The 24,157-nt window shown below is 63.0% G+C and carries 21 protein-coding genes, 1 tRNA gene and 1 pseudogene; 15 read left to right on the forward strand and 8 right to left on the reverse strand.

What is annotated here, in order from left to right; translation table 11 throughout:
• Positions 1-18: 18 nt before the first annotated feature.
• The gene (locus ACT2B0_RS05360) at positions 19-441 is read right to left on the reverse strand and encodes a very short patch repair endonuclease (protein ID WP_473462202.1); all 423 of its coding nucleotides are present in this window, start codon (positions 439-441) and stop codon (positions 19-21) included.
• 97 nt (positions 442-538) lie between these two features.
• Here ACT2B0_RS05360 and ACT2B0_RS05365 point away from each other — a divergent pair, with 97 nt between their 5' ends.
• The 3 genes and pseudogenes from ACT2B0_RS05365 to ACT2B0_RS05375 all read left to right on the forward strand — a co-directional run.
• The gene (locus tag ACT2B0_RS05365; protein WP_473462204.1) at positions 539-1,342 is read left to right on the forward strand and encodes a DNA cytosine methyltransferase; all 804 of its coding nucleotides are present in this window, start codon (positions 539-541) and stop codon (positions 1,340-1,342) included.
• Positions 1,343-1,386: 44 nt separating this feature from the next.
• Positions 1,387-2,489, forward strand: a protein-coding gene (locus ACT2B0_RS05370) for an IS3 family transposase (RefSeq protein WP_473458804.1) whose coding sequence is annotated in 2 segments (ribosomal slippage) — positions 1,387-1,648 and positions 1,648-2,489 — 1,104 coding nt in all. Because the reading frame shifts where the segments join, the coding sequence is not laid out codon by codon here.
• Positions 2,490-2,541: 52 nt separating this feature from the next.
• Positions 2,542-2,892 (forward strand): annotated as a pseudogene (locus ACT2B0_RS05375) (integrase core domain-containing protein); the annotation flags it as partial.
• A gap of 126 nt (positions 2,893-3,018) precedes the next feature.
• Here the strand turns inward: ACT2B0_RS05375 and ACT2B0_RS05380 are convergent.
• Together ACT2B0_RS05380 and ACT2B0_RS05385 are read right to left on the reverse strand one after the other, a co-directional pair.
• Positions 3,019-3,426 carry a very short patch repair endonuclease gene (locus tag ACT2B0_RS05380; protein ID WP_473462206.1) on the reverse strand — a complete coding sequence of 136 codons (408 nt, stop codon included), beginning with the start codon at positions 3,424-3,426 and terminating at the stop codon, positions 3,019-3,021.
• 19 nt (positions 3,427-3,445) lie between these two features.
• Complete coding sequence (locus tag ACT2B0_RS05385) at positions 3,446-4,648, reverse strand: DNA cytosine methyltransferase (protein ID WP_473462209.1); 1,203 nt, start codon at positions 4,646-4,648, stop codon at positions 3,446-3,448.
• A 93-nt stretch (positions 4,649-4,741) separates the two neighbouring features.
• Between ACT2B0_RS05385 and ACT2B0_RS05390 the strand changes: the two genes are divergently transcribed.
• Entirely contained in the window at positions 4,742-6,853 is a 2,112-nt protein-coding gene (locus ACT2B0_RS05390; protein ID WP_473462211.1) for an ATP-binding protein, read from the forward strand.
• 8 nt (positions 6,854-6,861) lie between these two features.
• Here ACT2B0_RS05390 and ACT2B0_RS05395 read toward each other — a convergent pair whose 3' ends face one another.
• Complete coding sequence (locus tag ACT2B0_RS05395; RefSeq protein WP_473462212.1) at positions 6,862-7,854, reverse strand: HNH endonuclease; 993 nt, start codon at positions 7,852-7,854, stop codon at positions 6,862-6,864.
• A gap of 185 nt (positions 7,855-8,039) precedes the next feature.
• Positions 8,040-8,116 (reverse strand) — tRNA-Met (locus tag ACT2B0_RS05400).
• Positions 8,117-8,522: 406 nt separating this feature from the next.
• Here ACT2B0_RS05400 and ACT2B0_RS05405 point away from each other — a divergent pair.
• The 11 genes from ACT2B0_RS05405 to ACT2B0_RS05455 all read left to right on the forward strand — a co-directional run bounded on the left by ACT2B0_RS05405 (position 8,523) and on the right by ACT2B0_RS05455 (position 19,705).
• The gene (locus tag ACT2B0_RS05405) at positions 8,523-9,311 is read left to right on the forward strand and encodes a GntR family transcriptional regulator (RefSeq protein ID WP_473462215.1); all 789 of its coding nucleotides are present in this window, start codon (positions 8,523-8,525) and stop codon (positions 9,309-9,311) included.
• A gap of 35 nt (positions 9,312-9,346) precedes the next feature.
• Entirely contained in the window at positions 9,347-10,381 is a 1,035-nt protein-coding gene (locus ACT2B0_RS05410) for a BMP family lipoprotein (RefSeq protein ID WP_473462217.1), read from the forward strand.
• 70 nt (positions 10,382-10,451) lie between these two features.
• The gene (locus tag ACT2B0_RS05415) at positions 10,452-12,032 is read left to right on the forward strand and encodes an ABC transporter ATP-binding protein (protein ID WP_473462219.1); all 1,581 of its coding nucleotides are present in this window, start codon (positions 10,452-10,454) and stop codon (positions 12,030-12,032) included.
• The gene (locus tag ACT2B0_RS05420; RefSeq protein WP_473462222.1) at positions 12,025-13,107 is read left to right on the forward strand and encodes an ABC transporter permease; all 1,083 of its coding nucleotides are present in this window, start codon (positions 12,025-12,027) and stop codon (positions 13,105-13,107) included. The genes ACT2B0_RS05415 and ACT2B0_RS05420 overlap by 8 nt, the downstream gene beginning before the upstream one ends.
• Positions 13,104-14,003 carry an ABC transporter permease gene (locus ACT2B0_RS05425; RefSeq protein WP_473462224.1) on the forward strand — a complete coding sequence of 300 codons (900 nt, stop codon included), beginning with the start codon at positions 13,104-13,106 and terminating at the stop codon, positions 14,001-14,003. The genes ACT2B0_RS05420 and ACT2B0_RS05425 overlap by 4 nt, the downstream gene beginning before the upstream one ends.
• Positions 14,000-14,575 carry a cysteine hydrolase family protein gene (locus tag ACT2B0_RS05430; RefSeq protein ID WP_473462227.1) on the forward strand — a complete coding sequence of 192 codons (576 nt, stop codon included), beginning with the start codon at positions 14,000-14,002 and terminating at the stop codon, positions 14,573-14,575. The genes ACT2B0_RS05425 and ACT2B0_RS05430 overlap by 4 nt, the downstream gene beginning before the upstream one ends.
• Positions 14,568-15,419, forward strand: coding sequence for a carbohydrate kinase family protein (locus ACT2B0_RS05435; RefSeq protein ID WP_473462229.1), 852 nt, complete (start codon positions 14,568-14,570; stop codon positions 15,417-15,419). The genes ACT2B0_RS05430 and ACT2B0_RS05435 overlap by 8 nt, the downstream gene beginning before the upstream one ends.
• Positions 15,416-16,150 (forward strand): phosphorylase family protein, encoded by a 735-nt coding sequence (locus tag ACT2B0_RS05440; protein ID WP_473462232.1) that lies wholly within the window; start codon positions 15,416-15,418, stop codon positions 16,148-16,150. The genes ACT2B0_RS05435 and ACT2B0_RS05440 overlap by 4 nt, the downstream gene beginning before the upstream one ends.
• 46 nt (positions 16,151-16,196) lie before the next feature.
• On the forward strand, positions 16,197-16,964 hold the full coding sequence (locus tag ACT2B0_RS05445; protein ID WP_473462234.1) for a sugar isomerase domain-containing protein: 768 nt from the start codon (positions 16,197-16,199) through the stop codon (positions 16,962-16,964).
• A 32-nt stretch (positions 16,965-16,996) separates the two neighbouring features.
• On the forward strand, positions 16,997-18,445 hold the full coding sequence (locus ACT2B0_RS05450; protein ID WP_473462237.1) for an aldehyde dehydrogenase family protein: 1,449 nt from the start codon (positions 16,997-16,999) through the stop codon (positions 18,443-18,445).
• Between the two features lie 174 nt (positions 18,446-18,619).
• Entirely contained in the window at positions 18,620-19,705 is a 1,086-nt protein-coding gene (locus ACT2B0_RS05455) for a cyclase family protein (RefSeq protein ID WP_473462240.1), read from the forward strand.
• 105 nt (positions 19,706-19,810) lie between these two features.
• Here ACT2B0_RS05455 and ACT2B0_RS05460 read toward each other — a convergent pair whose 3' ends face one another.
• The 3 genes from ACT2B0_RS05460 to ACT2B0_RS05470 are packed head-to-tail and all read right to left on the reverse strand — an operon-like array spanning position 19,811 to position 24,157.
• Positions 19,811-20,353, reverse strand: a complete 543-nt coding sequence (locus ACT2B0_RS05460) for a MarR family winged helix-turn-helix transcriptional regulator (RefSeq protein ID WP_481658458.1) — start codon at positions 20,351-20,353, stop codon at positions 19,811-19,813.
• Between the two features lie 37 nt (positions 20,354-20,390).
• Positions 20,391-22,001, reverse strand: coding sequence for an indolepyruvate oxidoreductase subunit beta family protein (locus tag ACT2B0_RS05465; protein ID WP_473462245.1), 1,611 nt, complete (start codon positions 21,999-22,001; stop codon positions 20,391-20,393).
• Positions 21,998-24,157, reverse strand: a complete 2,160-nt coding sequence (locus ACT2B0_RS05470) for a thiamine pyrophosphate-dependent enzyme (RefSeq protein WP_473462248.1) — start codon at positions 24,155-24,157, stop codon at positions 21,998-22,000. The genes ACT2B0_RS05465 and ACT2B0_RS05470 overlap by 4 nt, the downstream gene beginning before the upstream one ends.

Below are 24,157 nucleotides of genomic sequence, written 5' to 3' on the forward strand. Positions count from 1 at the left end.
GGTGGCATGGAAGTTGGGCTAGACATTCGAAGGAAGCAGCGTGCGGAACCGGTCGCGGAGTGCGGCGGGATCATTGACATCGCACTCCCATATCGTAATGACGCGCCAGCCCAGCGCCTCAAGCGCCTTGGCCGAGGCGGCGTCGCGCTCAACATTGTGAGCCAGCTTTGGAATCCAATAGTCGCGGCGCGTTCGCGGTACATTCGCCAGCTTGCAGCCCGCGTGCTGGTGCCAAAAGCATCCGTGCACCTGGATAACCGTGTGGTGCCTCGGCAAGACAATGTCCGGATTGCCCGGCAAGTCGCGCCGGTGGAGGCGAAAGCGGTAACCCATGGCATGCAAGCATCGACGCACGACGAGCTCCGGCTTCGTGTCCTTCTGCCGGTTACCTCGCATGATCCTCGATCGTGCCGCCGAAACGGCGGGCTCTTCCGTCTTCATCCTGTGCCCTACGATTACGCCGCAAGACGCCGAGCGTGCACCCGCGTGGCTACGCTAAGGAAGGGATCTAGGCTCAGCCAAACGCGGACCATGAGGTATGCCAGTGTATCGTGATGGGGCCGACTTGGAAGGGGTCGGAGGGCCATCACGGCCCGCGCCCACCTTTATCGACGCGTTTGCGGGATGCGGCGGTCTCAGCCTGGGGCTAAAGCGCGCGGGCTGGCGCGGGCTGTTCGCCATTGAAAAGGACGCCTTCGCATTCGAGACTCTCAACACTAACTTCCCCCCAAACGCCGAGCGCCTAGGCTACGATTGGCCCGAGACAATCGAGCGACAGGCGTGGGATATTCGCCAGTTGATCGATATGCGGGTCGAGGCGCTCCACGGCCTTGCCGGCCGTGTTGACCTGATTGCCGGGGGCCCCCCATGCCAAGGCTTTTCCCATGCTGGCCGTCGGCGCGCCGATGACCCTCGCAACCGGCTGTTCGAGGCATATCTGGAGCTTGTCGCCATAGTCAGGCCTCGCTTGGTCCTAATTGAGAACGTGCGCGGCTTCACGTCTGACTTCCAACGGAAGGATGGCGAGATCGAGAACTTCGCCGAAACGCTGCAAGCTCGCCTAGGCACTACCTATTCGACGACAAACCGCATGCTTAAGGCGAGCGACCTGGGCGTTCCCCAGGCGCGACCGCGCTTCTTCCTCATCGGAATCCGGAAAGACTTGGGCGACAGCGAGCGCCTCGGTGGATTCTTCGACAGGCTCGTTCGCGATAGCGGGGCCTTCTTGCAAGCGCATGGCTTGGACAAGGTGGCGACGGCGCGCGATGCGATCAGCGACCTTGAGGTAGGGTTCGCTGGCAAGTGTGCTCTGATCCCCACAAACTGGATCGCTTTTGGTTAGATTTTTCCGCTTAGTTTTCCCTGGCTGGAATGGAGCGGAGAGCGATGAAGGCATCGAAGTTTTCGGACGCGCAGAAGGCGTTCATTCTGAAGCAGGGCGATGACGGCGTGCCCGTGGCAGAGATCTGCCGCAAGGCCGGGATCAGCCAGGCGACCTATTTCAACTGGAAGAAGAAGTATGCTGGACTGTTGCCAGATGAGATGCGCCGGCTGAAGGCCCTTGAGGACGAGAACGGTCGGCTGAAGAAGATCGTCGCTGACCTGACGCTTGATCGCGAGATGCTGCAGGACGTCATTCGCCGAAAGCTCTGAGGCCTGCCCGGAAGCGCAAGCTGGTCGACGGGATGCTGGTGGACTGGGGGATATCGATCAGACGGGCCTGCAAGGCACTGAAGTTCGAGACCTCCACCTACCACTACAAGTCCCGTCGCACCGGTCAGGCCGCGCTCGAACGAAGGATCAAGGAAATTTGCGAGACGCGGGTTCGCTACGGCTACCGGCGTGTCCACGTGCTGTTGCGTCGTGAGGGATGGACGATCAACATGAAGAAGACCCGTAGGATTTACAATGAGTTGGGACTACAGCTCAGGAACAAGCACCCCAAGCGACGGGTGAAGGCCAAGCTCAGGGAGGATCGCCAGGAGGCCATCGGACCGAACGATGTGTGGGCCATGGATTTTGTCCATGACCAGATCGCGACCGGCAAGAAGCTCCGTGTCCTGACCATTGTCGACACTCATTCCCGCTATTGCCCAGCGGTCGATCCGCGCTTCTCCTATCGCGGCGAGGATGTCGTCCAGACGCTCGAGCGAGTATGTGGCCGTATCGGCTATCCGAAGACGATCAGGGTCGATAATGGCAGCGAGTTCATCTCCCGGGACCTCGATCTGTGGGCCTATGCGAACGATGTCACCCTCGACTTCTCACGGCCGGGCAAGCCTACGGACAACGGCTTCATCGAAGCCTTTAACAGCAAGCTGCGGGCCGAGTGTTTGAACGCACACTGGTTCCTGAGTCTTGCGGATGCCCGCGAAAAGTTGGAGGATTGGCGTAGATACTACAATGAGGTTCGGCCTCACTCGGCGATCGGATACAACGTCCCGATCGCATTACAAAATCCCGGTGGCGAAGCCAGCCCGTCACCGTGAAGAAAGCCGGAAAACTCCAGCCACCGGCGCTCCAAAGTTCGGTCTCAGAGCACAGACGCTCGAGCGAGTATGTGGCCGTATCGGCTATCCGAAGACGATCAGGGTCGATAATGGCAGCGAGTTCATCTCCCGGGACCTCGATCTGTGGGCCTATGCGAACGATGTCACCCTCGACTTCTCACGGCCGGGCAAGCCTACGGACAACGGCTTCATCGAAGCCTTTAACAGCAAGCTGCGGGCCGAGTGTTTGAACGCACACTGGTTCCTGAGTCTTGCGGATGCCCGCGAAAAGTTGGAGGATTGGCGTAGATACTACAATGAGGTTCGGCCTCACTCGGCGATCGGATACAACGTCCCGATCGCATTACAAAATCCCGGTGGCGAAGCCAGCCCGTCACCGTGAAGAAAGCCGGAAAACTCCAGCCACCGGCGCTCCAAAGTTCGGTCTCAGAGCATAACCGGAAAGAAAAGACACCCATCCAACCCAGAGCTGGGTGACCAATGTGGAAACCGCAAGTCACCAAACGCATTACGCGAGAAATGCCGCAATTCGCCTTCGAGTGGCGTCCACATCTTTTAGCTCACACTCCCAGACCACCAGTGTCTTCCATCCCTTTTCAGCGAGCTCTCTCAGGTTGTCACGATCGCGCTCCACGTTCCGCTTTAGCTTGGGCAGCCAATAATCAGTCCTAGACTTAGGAACGCTGTGCCTACACGATGTCGCATCGTGCTGATGCCAAAAGCAACCGTGCACAAAGATTACCTTGCGTCGAGGTCCAAAAACCAGGTCGGGTTTTCCAGGAAGATCAGACTTATGAAGTCTGTAACGAAATCCCATAGCATGCACCAGACGACGGACCGACATTTCAGGGCCTGTGTCTTTGCCCTTTATCCGGGCCATGTGCCTACTTCGGCCTTCTATGGTAAGATGATCCATACCTTTAATTGACTGCAGACTATTGGGCCGCAATCTCCACAGGAGCCCGTTGGTCCACCGAATGGCTCTCAACGGTCGAACTGATTTGAACGCGCTCGTCTAAATTAGCGTTCAGCAGTGGCTCAAAAATCATATCTCGCAAATAGCTCACGACAGGCACCGCCACGCCGTCACCTGTAAGATGGTATGCCTGTCTATCGTTACTGGGCAAAACATAGTCATCACCCAAGCCCATTAAACGCGCGCTCTCCCTCGGCGATAAAGTCCTTGATTTGACCTCATTACCATGAACAAAAAGCAATGTTTGCTTACTAGAGCCGCCGATCGGTACGCGCAGACAACCTGCAACCCCATCAAACCTGACCTCCGCCCGTTGCACATTTTGCACACCCTTGCTAGGGCGCATCCTTTTGTAGATTGTTCCAACCGAAGGCTGGCCCGCTGTCATCACCTCCACAACTTTTGCCTTATTGTTCTCGTCCATTAATGAGAGCAAATACTGCGTCTTCTCAATGGGATGCCACGGCCCAGCTTCGCTCTCTTCGACCAACACGCTTATAAGATCGGGCCGGATGACGTTTGGCTCACACGCTTTCCACCAAACCCAGCGCTTTGTGGCGTTCTCTGACAATCTCGAATGTGCGGCAATAATCGACTGAGTTGTCGAAAAAGCCACGGGGGCACCGCTGACAATCTCGTCCGGGATACGTAGGGCATTTTTCACCCCAATTATGAAGAGGCGCTTCCGCGACTGAGGCAAAAAGTGAGCAGCGTCGAGGCATAATGCACCAAGCCTATATCCTTCTGCAACTAAAGCGTTGCACAGTGCTTGAAAGTCTCTTCCCCCATGCGAAGTGACGGCGCCCATAACGTTTTCAAGCGCGATGATATTGGGTGCCTGTCCGATCTCATTCAACTGCTGAACGATTTTCCAGAATTTCCAGAAGGCTCCGGACTTCGAGCCCGTTAGCCCCGCTCCATTTCCCGCCAACGACAAATCTTGACAGGGGAAAGATGCCCAAATCAGGTCCGCTTGACCTTTGAGATCGGTAAGCGATACGTCACCTACATCTTTCGTGGATATCGTTCCTTCACCCCAGTTGGAGACGTAAGTCGCCGCCTTGATTGGGTCGCTATCGTTAGCGAAAAGGCACTGCCAATCCGAGCCAAGACCGGCCTTGGCCATACCCCCACCCGCGAAGAACTCATAAAAATTGAACACTGCACACCACCAAATTTGCCCTTGTTTATAGGTGGAAAGCAGGGAACTATCGATCACATAGTTGCGGAATTAATAACTTTTTGGGGGATGCCTGTGGCTGACAAACTCGGCACGAAGCCAGCATTAAAATTTTCGCACAACGTAATAGAACATCTGGGCATCAAGCTCTACCGAAATAAGGCAGGTAATGTCTTAGCAGAACTCGTCGCGAATAGTTGGGACGCCGACGCCAAAAAGGTTTCGATCGAGATAGACGACGGAGCAGGCGGGGATGGAACCCGACGCATCTTCATAAATGACAATGGTCATGGGATGTCGTTTGAAACAATCCGCGATCAGTACCTGCACGTCGGAAAGCCTAAGAGGAAAAGCGCCAAGGAAAAGTCGCCCGGTGGCAGAGCCCCGATGGGCAGGAAGGGCTTGGGCAAGCTTGCGCCATTTGGCATTGCAAGAACCGTGGACGTCGTTAGCGTGCAGGGCGAAAAAGTCAATTGGTTCTCGCTGGACCTAGACAGCATTCTCGACGTGGGGCCGTCTGGAGATTACCCTCCTGACTTCCATATTCAAGACGGTGCCCTTAGCGAACCCATTTCTACCGGAAACAACTATCTCGATAACAAGGTCACAGCCTTTGTCGATGGGCTAAAAGCAGACAGTCCAGAAGACCCCCATGGTACGATGATTTGCCTTAGCCGCATCGTTTCCAACCAAGTCCCAGACGATAGTTTCATCACTCGCGAGCTCGGCTCTAGGTTCACCGTGATCCTTCTGCGTCCTGATTTCAACGTTTCAGTAAATGGAAAGGAAATAGTCGAAGCGGACGCTCTGCCGACGTTTGAATTCAAAATTCCAAACGATACGAAAGACCTCACGGAAGAGGTTGGAGGCATGCCTGTAAAATATTGGGTTGGTTTTGTTGGCACAGCCGAATGGCCCGCGGATGAAGCTGGCGTAGGCATCTTCGCGCATGGCAAAATTGCGCAAACTCGGCCTTACTTTTTCAACCGAAAGGGTAAAGAAGTATTCCAGCGATACCTCTATGCTGTTGTTGAAGCCGACTGGATTGATGAGCAAGACGAAGACCTAATCTCAACCGACCGAACCGCTATTGACTGGAGCTCGGACAAGATGAAGGAGCTGCACGAATGGGGTAACAAGAAGGTAGGCAGTTGGATTTCTCAATATGAGCAGTTCCGGAAAGCAAAACAAGACAAGCAAGTCGAGGAGCAGGCTGCTGCTCTCAGGGCCGAAAGAAAGGTGAATACTTATTCCAAGGCGGAAAATGATCAAATCGTCGGCCTTGTTTCTGACGCAACCCGAGAGATAGGAAAAACCAAAGAAGCGGAAAAAACTCGGGAGGAACTTCTGATCGCCGTTTCCAAGGCATGGATTAACCAGCCTACCCGGATTTTCCTTGGAGAACTTTGGAACAGTCTTTTATCAAACAGCGCCACCCCTGCGCAGCTTTCAGAAATCGTTCAGAAACTTTCGCTGCACTCCGTGCCGGAAAAAATGGGACTCGCCCTTACTTTCTCCCAGCGCGCGTTCGCCTTGTCGGTCCTGTACGAACTGGTGCACCAACGTTCGGAAACTGACCTGCAAAAGCTTGTGACTGAGTTTCCGTGGATACTGCAGCCACGGGGAGACCTTTTGACTGCCGACAAGACGCTAAAGACTACAATTGATGCGGCCGCGGATGCAGTGGGTGATGAGGGCCGCTACGATCCGGCAATGCTCATCAAGGGAATGAACGCCAATCAACGTGCAGACTTTGTCTTTCTCACCTCGCCCGATGACAAGACGATAAAAGTCGTTGAAATAAAAAAGCCCGATCTTCCGCTGGGGGTTGAACAAGAGCGTCAGCTAGTTGCCTATCTCGATTTTATAAAGGCTCAAAGATCCGAAGCCCAAGTAACCGGGATATTGGTCGGAAACAAAAATAACTTCGATGTTAACGACCGGAGAATAACACTCAAAAGCTGGAGCGAGATATTTCTGGAGTGCCGGGCAGTCTATGTCGAGCTTCTGGCAAGCATGCTGGAGATTGCCGACATTGATGGGGGCGATACGCGGATGCAAATCATCAAAGATGTGGGTGGAGATAAAACATGGGAGTTGCTTCGGAAACTTGCGGAAACAGACGAGAATTTGGAGATTTTGTTTAAGCAGTTCGACGCCCAAGTTACTCTTTCTACTGCCGAATAATGCGGGCGCTAGGATAGAAAAACCTCCTGTCGATGATAGTCTAGATACCCCTGCTGTTGCGGCAGGAAATTGCCCACACCCCAAACGGCTGGCGCTTCGGCAAACCCAAATCGTTCAATAGCGAGTTGTTCAAATCCAAGGCGCCGTAAGTCGTTGCTGTCAATTCGGGGCGACACAATAACCTCGCCCTTCTCATGGAAGGAAATATAGCCGCGGTCGAACAATCGGTCAGCATCAGGTGTCAGAAGCAACCCGTTCATACCGTCCAGACGTTCCGCAGCTGTCTTACATGTACGCCAAGGCTTGACATGGCTAGCGATCAGCAACGATGGATTGGTGATCCCAGTCAGGCGGCAAGCGCTTTCAATTCGTTCTAGATTTTTACGGAATAGTCCTTGTCCCCTACGGGCTGCAACGACGGCCTTTCTGGTCGTGTCGTCAAGGCTGAGGTCAGCCAACACCGATTGCTCGACTTCGCCCTCAAGCAAGTCCACCACCACGTCATATTTGAGGCTGTTCGCACCTCCCCTCGCCAGATTGATTGCATCAAACGATGACCCAGCAGTGACTAATGCAAATATTTCCTCGGGAATTGCGGCCAGATAAGCCTTCTGATTGCCACCTCCGGTTTCAGGATTAATAGGCGAGTACTTTTGGGGAAGGTGCGGGCGAAGTTGGCCGATCATTACCCTAGGTCGCACAGGTTCGGAAAGCGGAACCCAAAACACCGGCAGGAGCCAGCCTTCGCTGTTCCAATACTCGCCCGCATTGCCAAACTCTTCAGGTTTTGGCGCAGTGAATGCGAATTCCGCGACCCTACCAACGTACCTGACTTGTTGGTCAGCATAGGAAAGAACAATGTCACCGGGCGACGCGCGACGCATGTTGTTGTAGAATTCGCTGCGGGCACCACCGGCCTCAACTTTGGGAGACCACAGGTATTGGCCCGCGATCTCCTGGCGAGCTGTCTGTTTGTGATTTACCCACCAGTACTGAACCATTCGGCAACATCGCCTCTACGTATGCCCTTTAGCAATACCACTGCATGCGCCGCCCTTCCAAACTAACTCACCCCATCGCATTCAAGTCCACGCCTGTTGCAACCCAGAATGCAACCCCGGGTGCTCCACGCGTGAGAACGCCCACAGAGCTTCAGACCTAACCACCTGCAATATAAAAGAAATTTTGGTAGCGGAGGAGGGACTCGAACCCCCGACACAAGGATTATGATTCCTCTGCTCTAACCGGCTGAGCTACTCCGCCCCGTTCACGCCGCGAGGCGGCGCGGTGTCCGGGCAGGCCCGAACCGCAAGGTTGGGCGGATATAGGGTCGCCGCGGCAAGCCTGTCAAGCAAGCTTTCGCCCGCGACGGCGACCGCGGGCGAATTTTTGTGGCCAGGGCGGGCGGCGGCACGTGGGCTGCGTCTTCGAACCGCTTGTCCGGCCCCTTGTCCGGCTCGGCCGGCGGCGCTCGCGCGGGCAGGGCGGCCTTGCTGCGCCGCGCGCGGCGGCAGTGGACGTGGCCGCGATCGACGACATCGCAAGCGAACCGGCCGGCGGCGGGCGGTTTGCGGGAAGCGGGAGAGGGCACGGGCGGGCGAGATCCCAAGCGGGGGATGAGCACAATTTCAAACTTGACTAGTCAACTAGTCTATTTTACCGTGCTGACATGAAGCCGATCGCCGCCAGCACGCCCCGCTATCTCGTCCTCGCCGAGGAGCTGCGCGCGCGCATCGAGGGCGGCGTCTTGAAGCCGGGCGACCGGCTGCCGAGCGAGACGCAGCTTTGCGCGGCCAACGGCGTCAGTCGCGGCACCGTCGTGCGCGCCATCGAGCAGCTTGTCTCGCAGGGTTTTGTCACCCGCCGCCAGGGTGCGGGCAGTTTCGTCGCCAACCGCTCGCTACACCGCAAGGCCGGCCATCTGTTGAGCTTTTCCCAGACCGCGCGCCAGGACGGGCACCGCTCACAGCAGCGCCTGCTCGCCTTTCGCAATGCTGACGACGCCGAGGCGCAGCAATTCGGCGTTGCGGCGCCGGCGCGCCGGCTCGAGCGCGTGCGCCTGATCGATGGCGAGCCCTGCGCGGTCCATGGCTCGGTGATCCCGGCCGCCGTGTGCGAGCGCATCGGCCTTGCCGGCGACGGCGCGGCCGCGCTGCTTAAGGATCCGGAGTTTTCGCTCTACGCCCGTTTCGAGGCCGCCGGCCTGGCGGTGCGCGAGGCGCGTGAGCGCGTCACCGCGCGGCTGGCGACGGCGGCGGAGTGTGCCGTGCTCGCCGTGACCGCGCCGAGTCCGGTCATGGTCGTGTTCCGGACCAGCTACGCGGCCGACAATCTTTTGGTCGAGGCCGTCGAGGCGGTCTATCGCGCCGATTTCTACACCTACGACACCCATCTGGTCCGCGGCGAACGCCATGCCGGCTCCGGCCTGCGCATCGTCGCTGCGGGGGCGGATTTCTGAACCAAAGGTTGGAGCCAATGGAAAAGGGGAGTTTTATGAAAAACCTGACGAAACTGCTTGCCGTATCGACCGTTCTGTGTGCCGTCGCCGCCCCGCAGGCGGGGGCCGCAGACGTGGCGCCGGCCGCGCTGATCATCGCCCAGGGCGGACTTGGCGACGGCTCGTGGAACGACACCGCCTATGCCGGCTTCAAGGCCGGGCTCGAAAAGACCGGCGTAGAGGGCCGTCCGATCGAATCCAAGGATGTCGTGGCCCAGGGCGAGGAGATCATGCGCCGCGCCGCCGATGGCGGCTTCGGATTGGTGGTCAGCCTGGAATGGATCCACGGCGAGCCGATGCAGAAGATCGCGCCCGACTATCCCGACACCAATTTCGTCATCATGAACCAGACCCGCGAGGGCGGCAATCTCGCCTCGGTGGTGTTTGCCGAGCACCAGGGCTCCTATCTGGCCGGCGCGCTCGCCGCCCAGGTCACCACCGACACGTCGATCGAGGGCATCAACGCCGATCCGGTGATCGGCGTCATCGGCGGGGTCAAGTCGCCGGGCATCGACAAGTTCATCGTCGGCTATATCCAGGGCGCCAAGGCGGTCAATCCGGATATCGACGTCAAGGTCGCCTATGCCGAATCCTTCGGCGATCCGGCCAAGGGCGAACAACTCGCCAAGGCGATGTTCGCCGAGGGCGCCGACATCGTCTATCAGGTCGCCGGCGGCACCGGCATCGGCATTATCGAGGCGGCCAAGGCAGAGGGCCGCTACGCGATCGGCGTCGACACCGACCAGGATTCCATGGCGCCCGGCCATGTGCTGACCAGCATGGTCAAGCGCGTCGACGTGGCGGTCGAAAAGATTCTCGAGGACTATGCCGGCGGGGCGTTTCCCGGCGGCCAGGTGCTGACCTTCGGGCTGAAGGAGAACGGCGTGGCCTTGTCCGACATGGAGCACACCAAGGACCGCATTCCCGCCGCCTATCTGGCCAAGGTCGAGGAATTGAAGGCCGGCATCGTCGACGGTTCGGTCGAGGTCTGGGACGTGACCGAGAAGGGCTATCCCGACTTCTACAACTGATCGATCGCCGCTTGGGCCGGGCGCGTGGCGCCCGGCTTTCTTCCCTTTGCAAAAAGCCCGGTAAACCGTTTTGGCCGACACCCGAAATCATGGCGCCGCGCCGGTCGCCGTGCGGCTGGGCGCGCGCGACGTCGCCAAGAGCTACGGCGCCGTACAGGCCAATAGCGGCGTCACGCTGGAGGTCGCGCCGGCCGAGATTCATGCGATCGTCGGCGAAAACGGCGCCGGCAAATCGACCCTGATGCGGCTTTTGCAGGGGCTCGAACAGCCCGATGCCGGCAGCATCGTCTTCAACGACCGGCCGATCCGTCTGCGCGACCCCGAGCAGGCGCTCGGCCTCGGCATCGGCATGGTGCACCAGGAATTCATGCTGGCGCCGGAACTGACCCTTTTGGAGAATTTCGTCCTCGGCCATGAACCGGTGACGGCCGCGCTGCCGCTTGGCCGCCGCATCGACTGGCGCGCGGCACGTGCGGCCGGCGACGCCCTGGCGGCCAAGACCGACCTGGCGATCGACTGGGACCGCCGCGCCGGCACCGCGCCGGTCCACATCCAGCAATATACCGAAATCCTGCGGCTCCTGCAGCGCGGCATGAAAGTGCTGATCCTCGACGAGCCGACGGCGGTGCTGGCCCCGCAGCAGGCCGACGACCTGTTCACGCTTTTGCGTCAATTGCGCGATCAGGGCACGTCGATTGTCTTCATCAGCCACAAGCTGCGCGAGGTGATCGCGCTCGCCGACCGGGTGACCATCATGCGCCGCGGCCGGGTTGTGGCCTCCTCCCGCATCGACGAGACCGACATCGACACGATGACGCGCCACATCGTCGGCGAGACCGCGGTTGCGGCGCCGCCGGCGGCGCACACCGTCGAAGCCGGCGAGCCGGTGCTCGAGGTGTCGGGTCTGAGCGCGCCCGCTCTTGCCGGCTCGCACCCGGTACGGGCGGTCGATCTTCGGGTGCGCGCGGGGGAGATTGTCGGCATGGCCGGCATCGCCGGCAACGGCCAGGACGAGCTCATCCAGTGCGTCGTCGGCCTGCGCCAGCCGTCTTCGGGCGCGGTGGGCCTTAACGGGCGCGCGCTCGCCGGCTGCGACAATGCCGATTTCCGCGCCGCGGGCCTCGGCTATATCAGCCCCGACCGCGCGCATGAGGGGCTCGCCAAGGCCGCGTCGATCGAGGACAACGTGATGGCGGCGAGCCAGCGCGCGCCGGCCTTCCGGCGCGGTCCGTTCCGCCGCCTGGGCGCCGTGCGGAGCGAGGCCTTCCGGCGCCTGGCGCAGCTCAAGGTGCGTTTCGGCCGCCTGTCCGATCCGGTCGCCAGCCTGTCGGGTGGCAATCAGCAGCGCCTCGTCTTCGCCCGGGAAATCGCGACCGAGCCGGCGCTGCTCGTTGTTGCCCAGCCGACGCGCGGCGTCGATCTCGGCGGCATCGCTGCCATTCATGCCATCCTGCGCGAATTCGCGGCGCGCGGCGGCGCCGTGCTTCTGGTGTCGGAGGAACTCGACGAGCTGATCGCGCTGTCCGACCGCATCGTGGTGATGGCCGAAGGCGGCATCGTCGGCGAGATCGCCGACGAAACCGCGACGCCGGAGGCGATCGGGCGGCTGATGCTGCAGCAGGACAGTCACAAGGAGGCGGCCGATGGCTGAGGCGACCACGGAGCCGGGCTCCGGCCGGCCGAGCCTGATGCCGGCGCTCGAACGCATGGCGGCAGACATCTTGCGCTTCGCGCTGCCGGTCCTGTTTGCGTTTTTCGTCGGCGCGGTCGTGCTGGCCTTCATCGGCGAGAACCCGCTCGACACCTATGCGCTGATGCTCTCGGAGGGTTTCGGGTCGTCGCGGCGCGTCGCGGCAACCCTATCGGCCGCGACCCCGCTTCTGTTCACCGCCGTTGCCACGGCGATCTGCTTCCGCTCCGGGGTATTCAATGTCGGCGTTGACGGCGCCTTCGTGCTCGGCGGGCTGGCGGCGGCGGCCGCCGGCGCCCTTTTGCCGGTGGCGTTCGGCTGGTCGATCGCGCCGCTCGCCATGGTGGCGGCGATGGCGGTTGCCGGGGTCTGGCTCTATGTGCCGGGCCTGTTGCTGGCGCGGCTCGATGTCGACGAGGTGGTGTCGACGCTGATGCTTAATTTCATCGCACTGGGCCTGTCCGGCTTCCTGGTCAACACGCTGCTTTTGTCGGAAACCTCCGGCAACAACACCACCGACACCATTCATGCCGTGGCCGAACTTTCCAGGCTGATGCCGCCCTCGACGCTTCACAGCGGCTTTCTGATCGGGCTTGCCTGCGTTTTCGCCTATTGGGTATGGGCGCGCTGGACACCGGCCGGCTACGAGGCCAAGCTGGTCGGCCTCAACCAGCGTTTCGCGCGTGCCGTCGGCATTGCGATCCCCGCCTCGATCGTCCTGGTCATGGCGATTTCGGGTATCGTCGCCGGCCTTGGCGGCGCCAGTCACGCGCTTGGCCAGGTGCACAAATTCTCCGACGGATTTTCCGCCGGCTACGGTTTCACCGGCATGGCGGTGGCGCTGCTTGCCCGCAATTCTGCCTTCGGCATCGTGTTCGGGGCCGTCTTGTTCGGTGCGCTGGCCTCGGCCGGCACCACCATTCAGCTGTTTTCCGACGTGCCGCTCGACATCGTCAACGTGATCGAGGGCACGGTGATGATCTTCGCTGTGATGGAACTGGGCCGCCTGTCGCTGCGGCGGGGACGGGCGTCATGATGCAGATTGCCGAACAGGTTCTGGCCGCCTCGGTCGTGCTCGCCACGCCGATCCTGCTTGCCGCCATCGGCGGGCTGGTCAACCGCCAGGGTGGTATCGTCAACATCGCGCTGGAAGCAAAAATGCTCGCCGGCGCCTTCGTCGCCGTCGTCGTCTCCTCGGCGACCGGCTCGTGGCTCGTCGCGGTCCTGGCCGCGGCCATCGTGTCGGCGGCGATCGGCTATCTGTTCTCGCTGACGATCACCCGCGCCCGCGCCAACATGATCATCGCCGGTCTCGGCCTCAACGTGCTGGTCGCCGGCTTCGTCGGTTTCATCATGAATGTCGGCTTCGACGCCAGCGGCACCCTGCGCATGCCCGACATCGAATTGCTGCCCAAATTGCTGCCCGGTTCCGTCGCCGCGCTGCCGCTTGTCGGTGAGGCGCTTGCCGATCTCGACCCGCTCACCGTCTTCGCCTGGCTGAGCGTCGCCGCGCTGCCGTTCCTGCTTGCCAATACGCGCCTCGGCCTGCGGCTGCGCGCGGCCGGCAACGCGGCGCATGTCGCCCGCGCCGTTGGGCTGCGCGAAAAGTCGCTGCAGGATTTCGGCACGGCCTTTGCCGGGTTTTATTCGGGCCTTGCCGGGGCGCATCTGGCGCTGGCCTCGATCGGCCTTTTCAACGAGGGGCTGACGGCCGGCCGCGGTTTCATCGCGCTTGCCGCCTTCTACTTCGCCCGCAACCGGCCGGTCGGCACGGCGCTGGTGTGCCTGTTTTTCGGTTTTCTCGACGCGACCCAGATCCGCCTGCAAACGGTGGGCCTGCCGCCGCAACTGATCGGCACCTTGCCATACGCGATGGTCATTCTCGGCCTGTGCCTGACGGCCTGGAACCTGAAAAGAAAGGCGCAAGCATGAGCGAGCCCGCACTGATCGTCATCGATATGCAGAATTCCTTCCTGCATCCGAAAGGGGAAAACTACTATCCGGCCGCGGGCGAGACCATTGAGCCGGTCCGCCGGCTTCTGGACGCCGCCCGCACCGGCAAACGCCTGATCGTCCACACGCTCGACCGCCATCGCCGTGGGCTCGTCGACTTCGAGCAGAAGCGCCTGCCCGAGCATTGCCTCGAAGGTGGTTTCGACGCCGCCTATTTCGAGGGTTTCGGTCCGCTCGCCGACGCGCCGCGCGAGGTCGAGATCGTCAAGCGCCGCTACAGCGCGTTCTTTGCCACCGATCTCGGCCTGATGCTGCGCGAAAACGGCGTCGAGACCGCGATCATCTGCGGTGTGAAGACCAATGTGTGCGTGCGCGCAACCTCCCAGGACGCCTTCGCCAACGGTTTTAAGGTGGTGGTGCCGCGCCAGGCCACCAACTCCAACCGCGCCAATCTCCAGGCAGCCTCGCTGGAAGACATCGACCGCTATCTCGGTCATGTCGTCGAACTCGACGAGGCACTGTCCCAGCTTGCCGGCGGTTCCGATGGCTGAGGTGGTCATCTCCGGCTATGCCAGCCTCGACTACCCCGCGCTCCTCGACGGCACGGTGGCGGGCGACAGCACGACGCAGATCCGCTTTCGCGATCCCGGTGCCTGGCCGCGGCTCGGCGGCTCGCCAGCCTATGCCGGCGCGGCGCTGGCGCGCGGCGGCCATCGGGCGACCCCGATAAGCTGGGTCGCCTCCGACCAGGCCGGCGATACCTATGTACGCATGACCGGAGAGGCGGGCATGGCGACCGACGCGCTTGCCAGGATCGACGCGCCGCGCTCGCCGATCTCGCTGATGCTCTACCAAGCGGACGGGACCTCGATCTGCCTCTACGATCCCGGTTTTGCCGGCCGCGAGGCTTTGACCCCGGTGCAGCGCCAGCGCCTCGCCGAGGCAGCGCATGTGTGTGTCACCGTCGGGCCGGGGCACTTGCTTGCCGAAATTCTCGACCTCGTCAGGCCGGACGCGGCACTCTACTGGGTGGCCAAGAACGACCCGACCTGCTTCACGCCGGCCCTGTGTGCACGGCTTTCGGCGCGGGCGCAGGTGATCTTCTGCAATCACGCGGAGCGCGCGCTGATCGCGGCCGGTGCCAGCGAGGGTCAGGTCGTGATCGAGACGATGGGTCGGCGCGGCTATCAGGTCGGCGTCGATGGGCAAAGCCGTTTCGTCGCCGCCGATCCGGTTTCCGTCTCCGACCCGACCGGCGCCGGGGACACCTTCGCCGGCGCCTTCATCGGCGCATATTTGAAAGACGGCGATCCGCACGCCGCCGCGCAGGTCGCGGCGGCGGCGACCCGGCAGATGCTTGAGGTCCGCGGTCGCGCAGAAAGGAGCCTTTCATGAAATCGGCCTGGTATTTGGGCTATTCGCAAGCCGATGTCGGCGATAGCGCGTTGCTGGCCGGCGATCCCGACCGGGTCGACCGCATCGCGCTGCTGCTCGACGACGCCCGGCCGATGCCAGTCAAGCGTGGTCTCAAATCGGTGACCGGAACCTATGCCGGCAAAAAGGTGACGGCGGTCGCCTTCGGCATGGGCGCGCCGATCGCCACCGTCGTGCTGCACGAACTGGCCGATCTCGGCGTCAAAAGCTTCATGCGCATCGGCACGGCGATGTATTTTGCGCCGGTCGCGCCCGGCGATTTCGTGCTCAGCGACCGCATCGCCTGTTTCGAAGGGACATCCCGGTCCTATGTCGACGATGTCGAGGCGCAGCGCGCCGACGCAGGCCTCAACCGCGCGGTGGCCACGGCGGTCGCAGCCGGCGACGCTCAACTCCACACCGGCACCTTCGCCACCTTCGACGCGTTTTATCGCGACATGTTCGCGCTCGATGCACCGACCCAGGCGCGGGTCGATGCCAATCGCGCCATGCTCGCCGAGCGCGGTGTCGTCGCCGCCGACATGGAGACTTCGGCGCTGGTCAATGCCGCGGCCGCGCTCGACGTCCGCTTCACCAGCCTCTGCGTTGGCACGGTCGACGGCGTGACACGCGCCAAGCTGGAGCCGGAGGCGATGGCCGCCGCCGAGCACCGGCTGTTCACGACGGCGCTCAGCGCCATCACATCCCTTTAAAAGCGCCCGGCCCGCCGGCCCGCAATTCGATCCAACGGAGCTTCGCATGACCACGATTGCCCAAAACTATTTCGCGCTCGTCATCGAGCGGCTAAACACCGTGATGGAAACCCAGGCCGAGGCCATCGAGGAGGCCGCCGAAATCTGCGCCGAGGCGATTGCCCGCGACAAGCTCGTTTTCACCTTCGGCACCGGCCACGGCTCGTTTGCAGCCATGGAGATGTTTCCGCGCACCGGTACCGTCACCGGCTTCCGGCCGATCGTGGAAAGCACGATGATCTCCTTCCACCGCGTGCTCGGCGACGGCGGCGCGCGCCAGTATCGCTTCATTCACAGCCGCGAAGGCTATGGCGACGCGATCCTGGCCTCGCACCAGCTCGACGGGCAGGACGCCATGTTGATCTTTTCCCATTCCGGCCTCAACGCCGTGACGCTCGACATCGCCGTCGGTGCCCAGGCACGTGGCATGAAGGTAATCGGTGTAACCTCGGTGCCGCACTCCTCCAGCACGCCCTCGCGGCATAGTTGCGGCAAGCGGCTGTTCGAGCTCGCCGACGTTGTCATCGACACCGGCGTGCCGAAGGGCGACGCATCGATCCGCATCGACGGCGTGGACGGTGCGGTGGGCGCGACCTCGACCTCGATCGCGATCGCCGTCGGCCAGGCGATCAACGCCGCCACCGCCGAAAAACTGGCCGGGCGTGGCGTCAAGCCATTTGTCATGGTTTCGCCCAACACCACCGAAAAGGCCGCCGCGGACGCCCAGAACGACCGCAACTACGCCGAATTGTGGCGCCGCCTGAAGGCGCGCTGAACCGGCGACAGCAACCAATCGGGATAATGACCATGCAACGTGGATTCTTCATCGCCGGGCAATGGCGGTACTTCGACGATGCCGAGCGTTTCGACATTACCGAGCCCGCAACCGGCAAACCGGTCGGCACGACGCTGCTGGCCGCCGAGACCCATATCGACCAGGCCGTCGAGGCAGCCGTTGCCGTTGCGCCGGTGATGGCGGAAATGGCTGCGCGTGAGCGCGCGGCGATCCTCGAGCGCACGGCCGCGCTGATGATCGAGCGCGAACACGATATGGCCGTGCTCCTGACCCGCGAGCAGGGCAAGCCGGTCGCCGACAATATCAAGGAGATCCGCTTCGGCGCCGAGGTGCTGCGCTATTACGCCGGCGAGGCGGTGCGTCTCGGCGGTTCGCTGCGGCCGGCCTCGGCGCCGGACATCCGCAACCTGGTGACCCGCCACCCGGTCGGCGTCTGCGCGGCGATCGTGCCGTGGAACTATCCGGTCGACCTTTATTGCTGGAAGGTGGGCCCGGCAATCGCGGCCGGCTGCCCGCTGGTGGTCAAAAGCCCGCACGAGACGCCATTCGCGATCGGCATGTTCGTCGACTGTCTCCACGAGGCGGGTCTGCCTGCCGGCGCGATCGCCGATCTGCCGGGGCTCGGCCCGGTCGCCGGCGCCGCCCTGTCGCGCCATCCCAAAATACGCATGATCTCGGCCACCGCCTCGATCGCGGCCGGCCAGGACATCATGCGCAACGCCGCCGGCAATCTGAAGAAGGTCAGCCTCGAACTCGGCGGCCATGCGCCCTTTATCGTTATGCCCGACGCCGACATCGAGGCGGCGGCCAAGGCCGCCCACCGGCGCGGATTCTCCAATATGGGCCAGATCTGCATCACGGTGAACCGCATCCTGGTCGCGCGCGAGGTGCATCGCGATTTCGCTGACTGCCTGGGCGCACTCGCCGAGGCGACCGAACTCGGCAACGGGCTGGAGGACGGCGTCTCTTACGGACCGGTGCTCAACCCGTCCGTCATCCGTCGTGTCGAGGCGCATAAGAAGGATGCGCTCGACAAGGGCGCGACCTTGCTCGCCGGCGGGTTCACGCCCAAGGACGGCGCCTTCAGCCACGGTCACTTCTATCGCCCGACCGTGATCGACAATGCACCGCTCGACAGCATGCCGATGAGCGAGGAAACCTACGGCCCGCTCGCCGCGATCGCGCCGTTCGATGGCGTCGAGGACATGTTGGCGATGGCCAACGGGCTCGAATACGGGCTTGCCGCCTATCTTTATGGCGGCGATATTGGTCGTCTGTGGGCGATCGCCGATAAGCTGGAATTCGGCGCGATCGGGGTCAACGTCAACGACACCAGCGAGTTGCAGGCGCCGTTCGGCGGCTGGAAGATGAGCGGCATGGGGCGTGAGCTCGGACCGGAAGGCCTCGACGCCTTCCTAGAGACCAAACACATGAAGATGCGGCTGCCCAACGCGTTCTGAGGTTTCTCCAACCTCGAAGCCTCTCCTGCAGACAAAGGCGCGGCCGGCTCCGGTCGCGCCTTCGTGCATCTGCGCGCGCTCGACACCGCCTCGTCGGCCTGATTATATGTAAATGCAGATAATTGGGCTCGACCGGCAGGAAAGCTCGGCCGGCGCATTCGAGGGAGGACCATCATGAGAAAGCTTATGGGTGTCTTGGCGGCGCTCGCGGTAGTCGGTGCGGGCGGCGCATTCGCGCAGTCGGACGGTTTGAACGATGCCGTCGAACGCTCCAAGACGATGGTGCCGAGCCCGCCCTGGGGCGAGGGCGATCAGGTCGGCATGGCCAATGCGCTGGGACAGGGGACGTGGCTGCGCTGCGCCGCGCACCTGGCTGCGCCAAACGCCAAGGCCTACGAACTGTCGCACGAACGCTCCAACACCATGCCGCTGTCGCCGTTCGGCGTGCCGCTGAAATATGTCTATCGTCCGACGGTCGGCATTCCCGGCACCGTGCACGCCTTCAACGGCGAGCAGGTCGAAAGCGGCGAGCCCGGTGCGCAGGGCACGCAACTGGACGCGCTCGGCCATTTCGCCATCCTGCCCGCGCCCTGGGACGGTCAGGGCGACTTCCCGGCCGGCACGGCGCAATATTATGGCGGCTACAGCCAGGACGAGGTCAAGCCGACGCCGGACTCGCCGCTGCTCAAGCTCGGTGTCGAGCATGTGCCGCCGATCGTCACCTCGGCCGTTCTGCTGGACGCCAAGGCTCATAATGGCGGTGAGGCGCTGGGTCCCGGCGACCGGGTGACGAGCGCCGATATCGAGGCGATGCTTGAAAGCCAGGGACTTGCCGAACGCGGCATCCTGCCCGGCGACGTGGTTTATATCCACACCGGCTGGAGTGGGAACTGGCAGGATCCGGCCGGCGATACGCCCTATTACGGGATGGGTCCGGGGCTGGCCTACGACGCCGCGCAATATCTGGCCGAAAAGCGCATCGTGCTGATCGCACTCGACAACCCCTTCACCGATCCGGTCAATGACGGCGCGCTGCAGGGCAAGGCGGGACCGCCGGAAGGCGTTCCGGACGGACAACCCTTCGCCATCCACAGCTATAATCTCGCCGAAGCCGGCATCCACCAGATCCAGAACGCGCGCCTCGGCGAACTGGCCGCCGATAAGGTATGGACATCGTGCACGATGATCCTGCCGCTGCGCTCGCGCGGCGGATCGGGCTCGCCGGTGCGGCCGGTCTCCATCGGAGTGCCCGGCGCGTGATCGTGAAAGGCAGATAGAAGATTCTGTCGAAAACGTCCGTCACAACAAGGCGATGGAAAGCAAAGATGATTCTTTGCATGACCATCGTCACCCAGGAAGCGACCCTTACGGCCGGCGCGGAACGATCCGTGCCGGCCGGCCTTGGGCTCCGTCCGTGACGACGTCGTAATTGTCGAGATTGCGGGTCATGCGGCGCACGGCCTTTTTCAGTTCCGCCTTCTCCCGGTCGGAAAACCCCATCACCACGCGCTCGGCATGGGCAAGGCTCATGGCGCGCACCTTCTCGTAGGTAAGGCGCCCGTGCTCCGTCATCGACACGGTGACGACGCGCCCGTCCGGGCCGCCGCGATCGCGCCGCACGAGTGCCTGTTCCTCCATGCGCATCACCAGCCGGCTCAGCGTCGACTGCTCGATCATCGCATAGTCGGCCAGGTCGTTGATGGTGACTGCGCGGGCCGAATCCAGCACCGCAAGAACGCGCCAGTCGGAGATGCCGAGTCCATAGGCGCGCAGGTCGCGGTTCAGCATCCGGCTCATGCGGAAACCGAGCCGGTTGACGAGATAGGGCAGGATGTTGTCCAGCAGCACGGTTCGCCGTCCGCTGTCCGGCTGCGCATCTGCCTGTTCCGGTTCTGGCCGCTCCCGCATTGCAAATCCTGACTGCACGTGACCCTGGGGGCTCCGACTAGTCGGCTTTGGCCCTCGCCGCAAGCGGATCGCCGGTTTCCGCGAAGGAGCGCACGGTCTTGATGGCGCCGTCGAGGGCGCTGCCGTCTTCGTCCTTGAGCGCGGCCTCGCGCAGGCGGCGCAGCCAGTCGCCGCCATCGTCGCGCGGCGCAAGCAGCGGCGCCGCCGACAGGACGCGGTCGAATTTCGACAGGCCGCGCTGATGCGTGTCGCTATAGCCCTTGATCAGGCGCCGGCAGGCGACGATCTCGACCGCCAGCGCATAGTTTTGCGGCGCGGTCTGCAGTGCCAGCGCCAGCCACCTCTCGATATGATCGGTTTCCCTTGCATGGCGCAGCAGCCACCGCCGCCAGCGGCGCAGTCCGGCGAGCGTAAACAAGACAGTGAACCAGATCAGGGAATCGGTGCGCACGCGCCGGCCGCGATTGACCATCCGGTCGAGCCCGGCAAGCAGGCGCGGCCGCGCCTCGACGAACCGGCCGAGCCCTGTCGGCAGCATCGAACAGACCTCTTCGCCGCGCGGATGCATGAACTCCGTCACCTGCACGAGCGCGTCTTCGGGCGCTTCGACCTCCCGCCTGATGCGCGTGAAGCGGTCGGCCCGGGTCTTGCGATCGGCGACACGGATGACGTCGTCATAGGCCATGGCGTTGGCGACATGCTTGGCCGCCGCGACCGACAGCGCCCATTCCCGGCCATCGGCTCCGGTAGCCTTGTCGACCGCCAGCACCGCGTCGAGCCGTTCGAGATACTCCGCGCCATAGGCGAGGTCCTGGAAATCGACCACCTTGGCCAGTCCGCGCGTGGCCATGTCGCGCATGGCATGCGGATAGGCGGCGATCCGCGCGCACAGCTCGCGCCAGCGTGCGAGCAGATGCGCCGGTCCCCTGGGCGCGGCCACTCCCGCCACCACCTGCGGCGCATCATCGGCCGCATCGGACGTTGCGTCCGCGTCGCGCGCCCGCTCGAAGGCCGTGCCGAAGGCGCGCAGGCTGGCCTCCACCCCGCGCCCGCCTTTGCGGATCGCGGCCTCGAATGCGGCCCGCTCGAAGGGCAGGGCGCCCGAACCGGCGAGCGCGCCGAACAGGCTGGCCGAAATCATCGTGCCTGACCCCGCGGCGATTTTTTCCATGTCGAAGCCGATAAACCGTTTGGCCGCGTCCTTGACTGTGGCGAGCACGGTCGCGCCGTCTGCGATGCCGTTGCCGGCAACGATCTTTTCGGAGACGGCCAGCATACGGTGCGTGGAGGCGATCAAGGTGGTCCGGTCGGGCGTGACCAGGCCGCGCATCACCGCGCGTCCGGCCTCCATCAGTTCGGCCGCGATCACGATGTCGACGTCGCCGGGCGAGGGCATCAGAGCCAACACCGGCATCCGGTCGGTACGCGGCGTCATTTCGATACTATAGATCGTGGCTCCGGTTCGCTGGGCAACGCCAGGCACCGATGTCGCCTGCACGGCGTAGCCGCTCGCCTCCGCGGCGTCCACGATCCAGTCCGACAAAACGCCGCCCCCCTGGCCGCCCACGGCCAGGATGGCGAGTTTGATGATGTGCTGGCCGGGATGCGGCGTCTGCGGTCTCGTCTGGCGTATATCGACGACGGTCATACGGCGACGTCTCCTGCGAAGTCGAGGCGCCGCTGCTGGCGCCAGCCCGCCAGAACGCGCGTCACGCGTTGGCGCAGGCGCGCCAGCGCGCGCTCGCTCCGCGTCGGGTTGCGGATCACGTCGGCCCGGTAAAAGGACGGGCACAGTACGGCCGCGTCGGCGACCTCGCCGCAATTGCCGCAGCCGACGCAGCTCTGGTCGATCGCTGCCACGGGATCGTCGCGCAGCGGGTCGTCGAGCGTCTTGACGCTGAGCGAGGGGCAGCCCGACAGCCGCATGCAGGCGTGATCGCCGGTGCACACGTCCTCGTCGACGCCGAAGCGCGGCTTGACCACCCGCCTGCCGTCCTTGACCGCTTTGGCCATGAGCGGCTTTTCGCGACGCTGGCGGTTGAGCATGCACTCCGATGACGCAACGATCACCTTCGGGCCTTTTTCTGGCGTGGTCAGCGCCTCCGCCAGCGTATCGCGCATCTTGGCGACATCGTAGGTGCGGTCGATCTGGCGCACCCATTTGACGCCGACGCCCTTCACCGCGTCGGCGATCGGATGATTGGTCGATTTGGAGCGGTTGTCGGCGCGCGAGGACAACACGTCCTGCCCGCCGGTGGCGGCCGAATAGTAGTTGTCGACTACCAGAATGACGCCGTCGGCCTCGTTGTAGACCGCGTTGCCGATGCTCGACGACAGGCCGTTGTGCCAGAAGCCGCCATCGCCGATGATCGAGATCGGCCGTTTGCCGCCGCCGCCGTGAAAGGCGGCGTTGGAGGCCGGACCCAGGCCGTAGCCCATCGTGGTGCCGCCGATCTCGAACGGCGGCAGGATCGAAAACAGGTGGCAGCCGATATCGGCTGCGATCTGGTGTTTGCCGTGCTCCTGTTCGACCAGCTTCATCGCCGCGAAGATCGGCCGCTCCGGACAGCCGGTGCAAAAGCCCGGCGGCCGCAGCGGCACGATCTGGGCGAGATCGGACGCGGATTGCGGCTCCCGCGGCCGGTTCGGCGCCCGGTGCTCGGCCGCAAGCATCTCCGGCCCGTACTCGCGCAGGAAGCGGCCGACGCCGTCGAGCATGACCTGGCCGGTATATTCGCCGGCCATCGGCAGTACTGTCTTGCCGACCACGCGGGTCGGCGCGCCGCTGGCATGCAGCATGGCGCCGATCGCCTGCTCGATATAGTTGGGCTGCCCCTCCTCGACGACCAGTACCGCGTCCTTGCCGGCGCAGAAGGCCGCGATCTCGTCGTCGATCAGCGGATAGGTGACGTTGAGCACGTAGAGCGGCACCTCGGTGTCGCCGTTTATGTCGGCCAGGCCCAGTCGCTGCAGCGCTCGCACGACGGAGTTGTACATCCCGCCCTGCAATATGATGCCGAGCTTGCCCGCCTGCGGCCCGAACAACTCGTTCAGGCCGCGCTCTTTTATGAACGCCTGCGCGGCCGGCCAGCGTGTGGCGATCTTTTCCTGCTCGTGGACGAAGGCGGCGGGGGGCAAAACGATGCGGTCGGTCTGGCGGCGCGGATTGTCGACGGCCTCGCGCACCGTCAGCGGCGGGCGGCGGTTGGCCTTGGTCTCGAACGCGCCGTAGAGATGGCAGGCGCGAATGCGTACCTCCAGCATCACCGGCGTGTTGGTCGCCTCGGAGAGCTCGAACCCGTCCTCGACCGCCTTGACGATCGACGGCAGGTTCGGGCGCGGGTCGAGCAACCAGATTTGCGATTTCATCGCAAAGGCATGGCTGCGTTCCTGCATGATCGAGGAGCCTTCGCCGTAATCCTCGCCGACGATGACCAGTGCGCCGCCGGTCACGCCGCCCGAGGCGAGGTTGGCGAGCGCGTCGGAGGCGACATTGGTGCCGACCGTCGATTTGAAGGCGACGGCGCCGCGGATGGGGTAATGCACGGATGCAGCCAGCATGGCCGCGGCCGCCGATTCCGAAGCGTTGGCCTCGTAGCGCACGCCGAGCTCGGCCAGGATGTCCTGCGCGTCGGCGAGCACGTCCATCAGGTGCGAGATCGGGGCGCCCTGATAGCCGCCGACATAACCCACACCGCATTGCAGCAGCGCCTTGGTGATGGCGAGGATGCCTTCGCCATGGAAGGTTTCGCCGTCGCCCAGACGCAGCTTCTCGACTTCCCTGGCGAAGGAGCGTTCAGCCAT

The organism is Nitratireductor sp. J20-h4, from assembly GCF_056780505.1.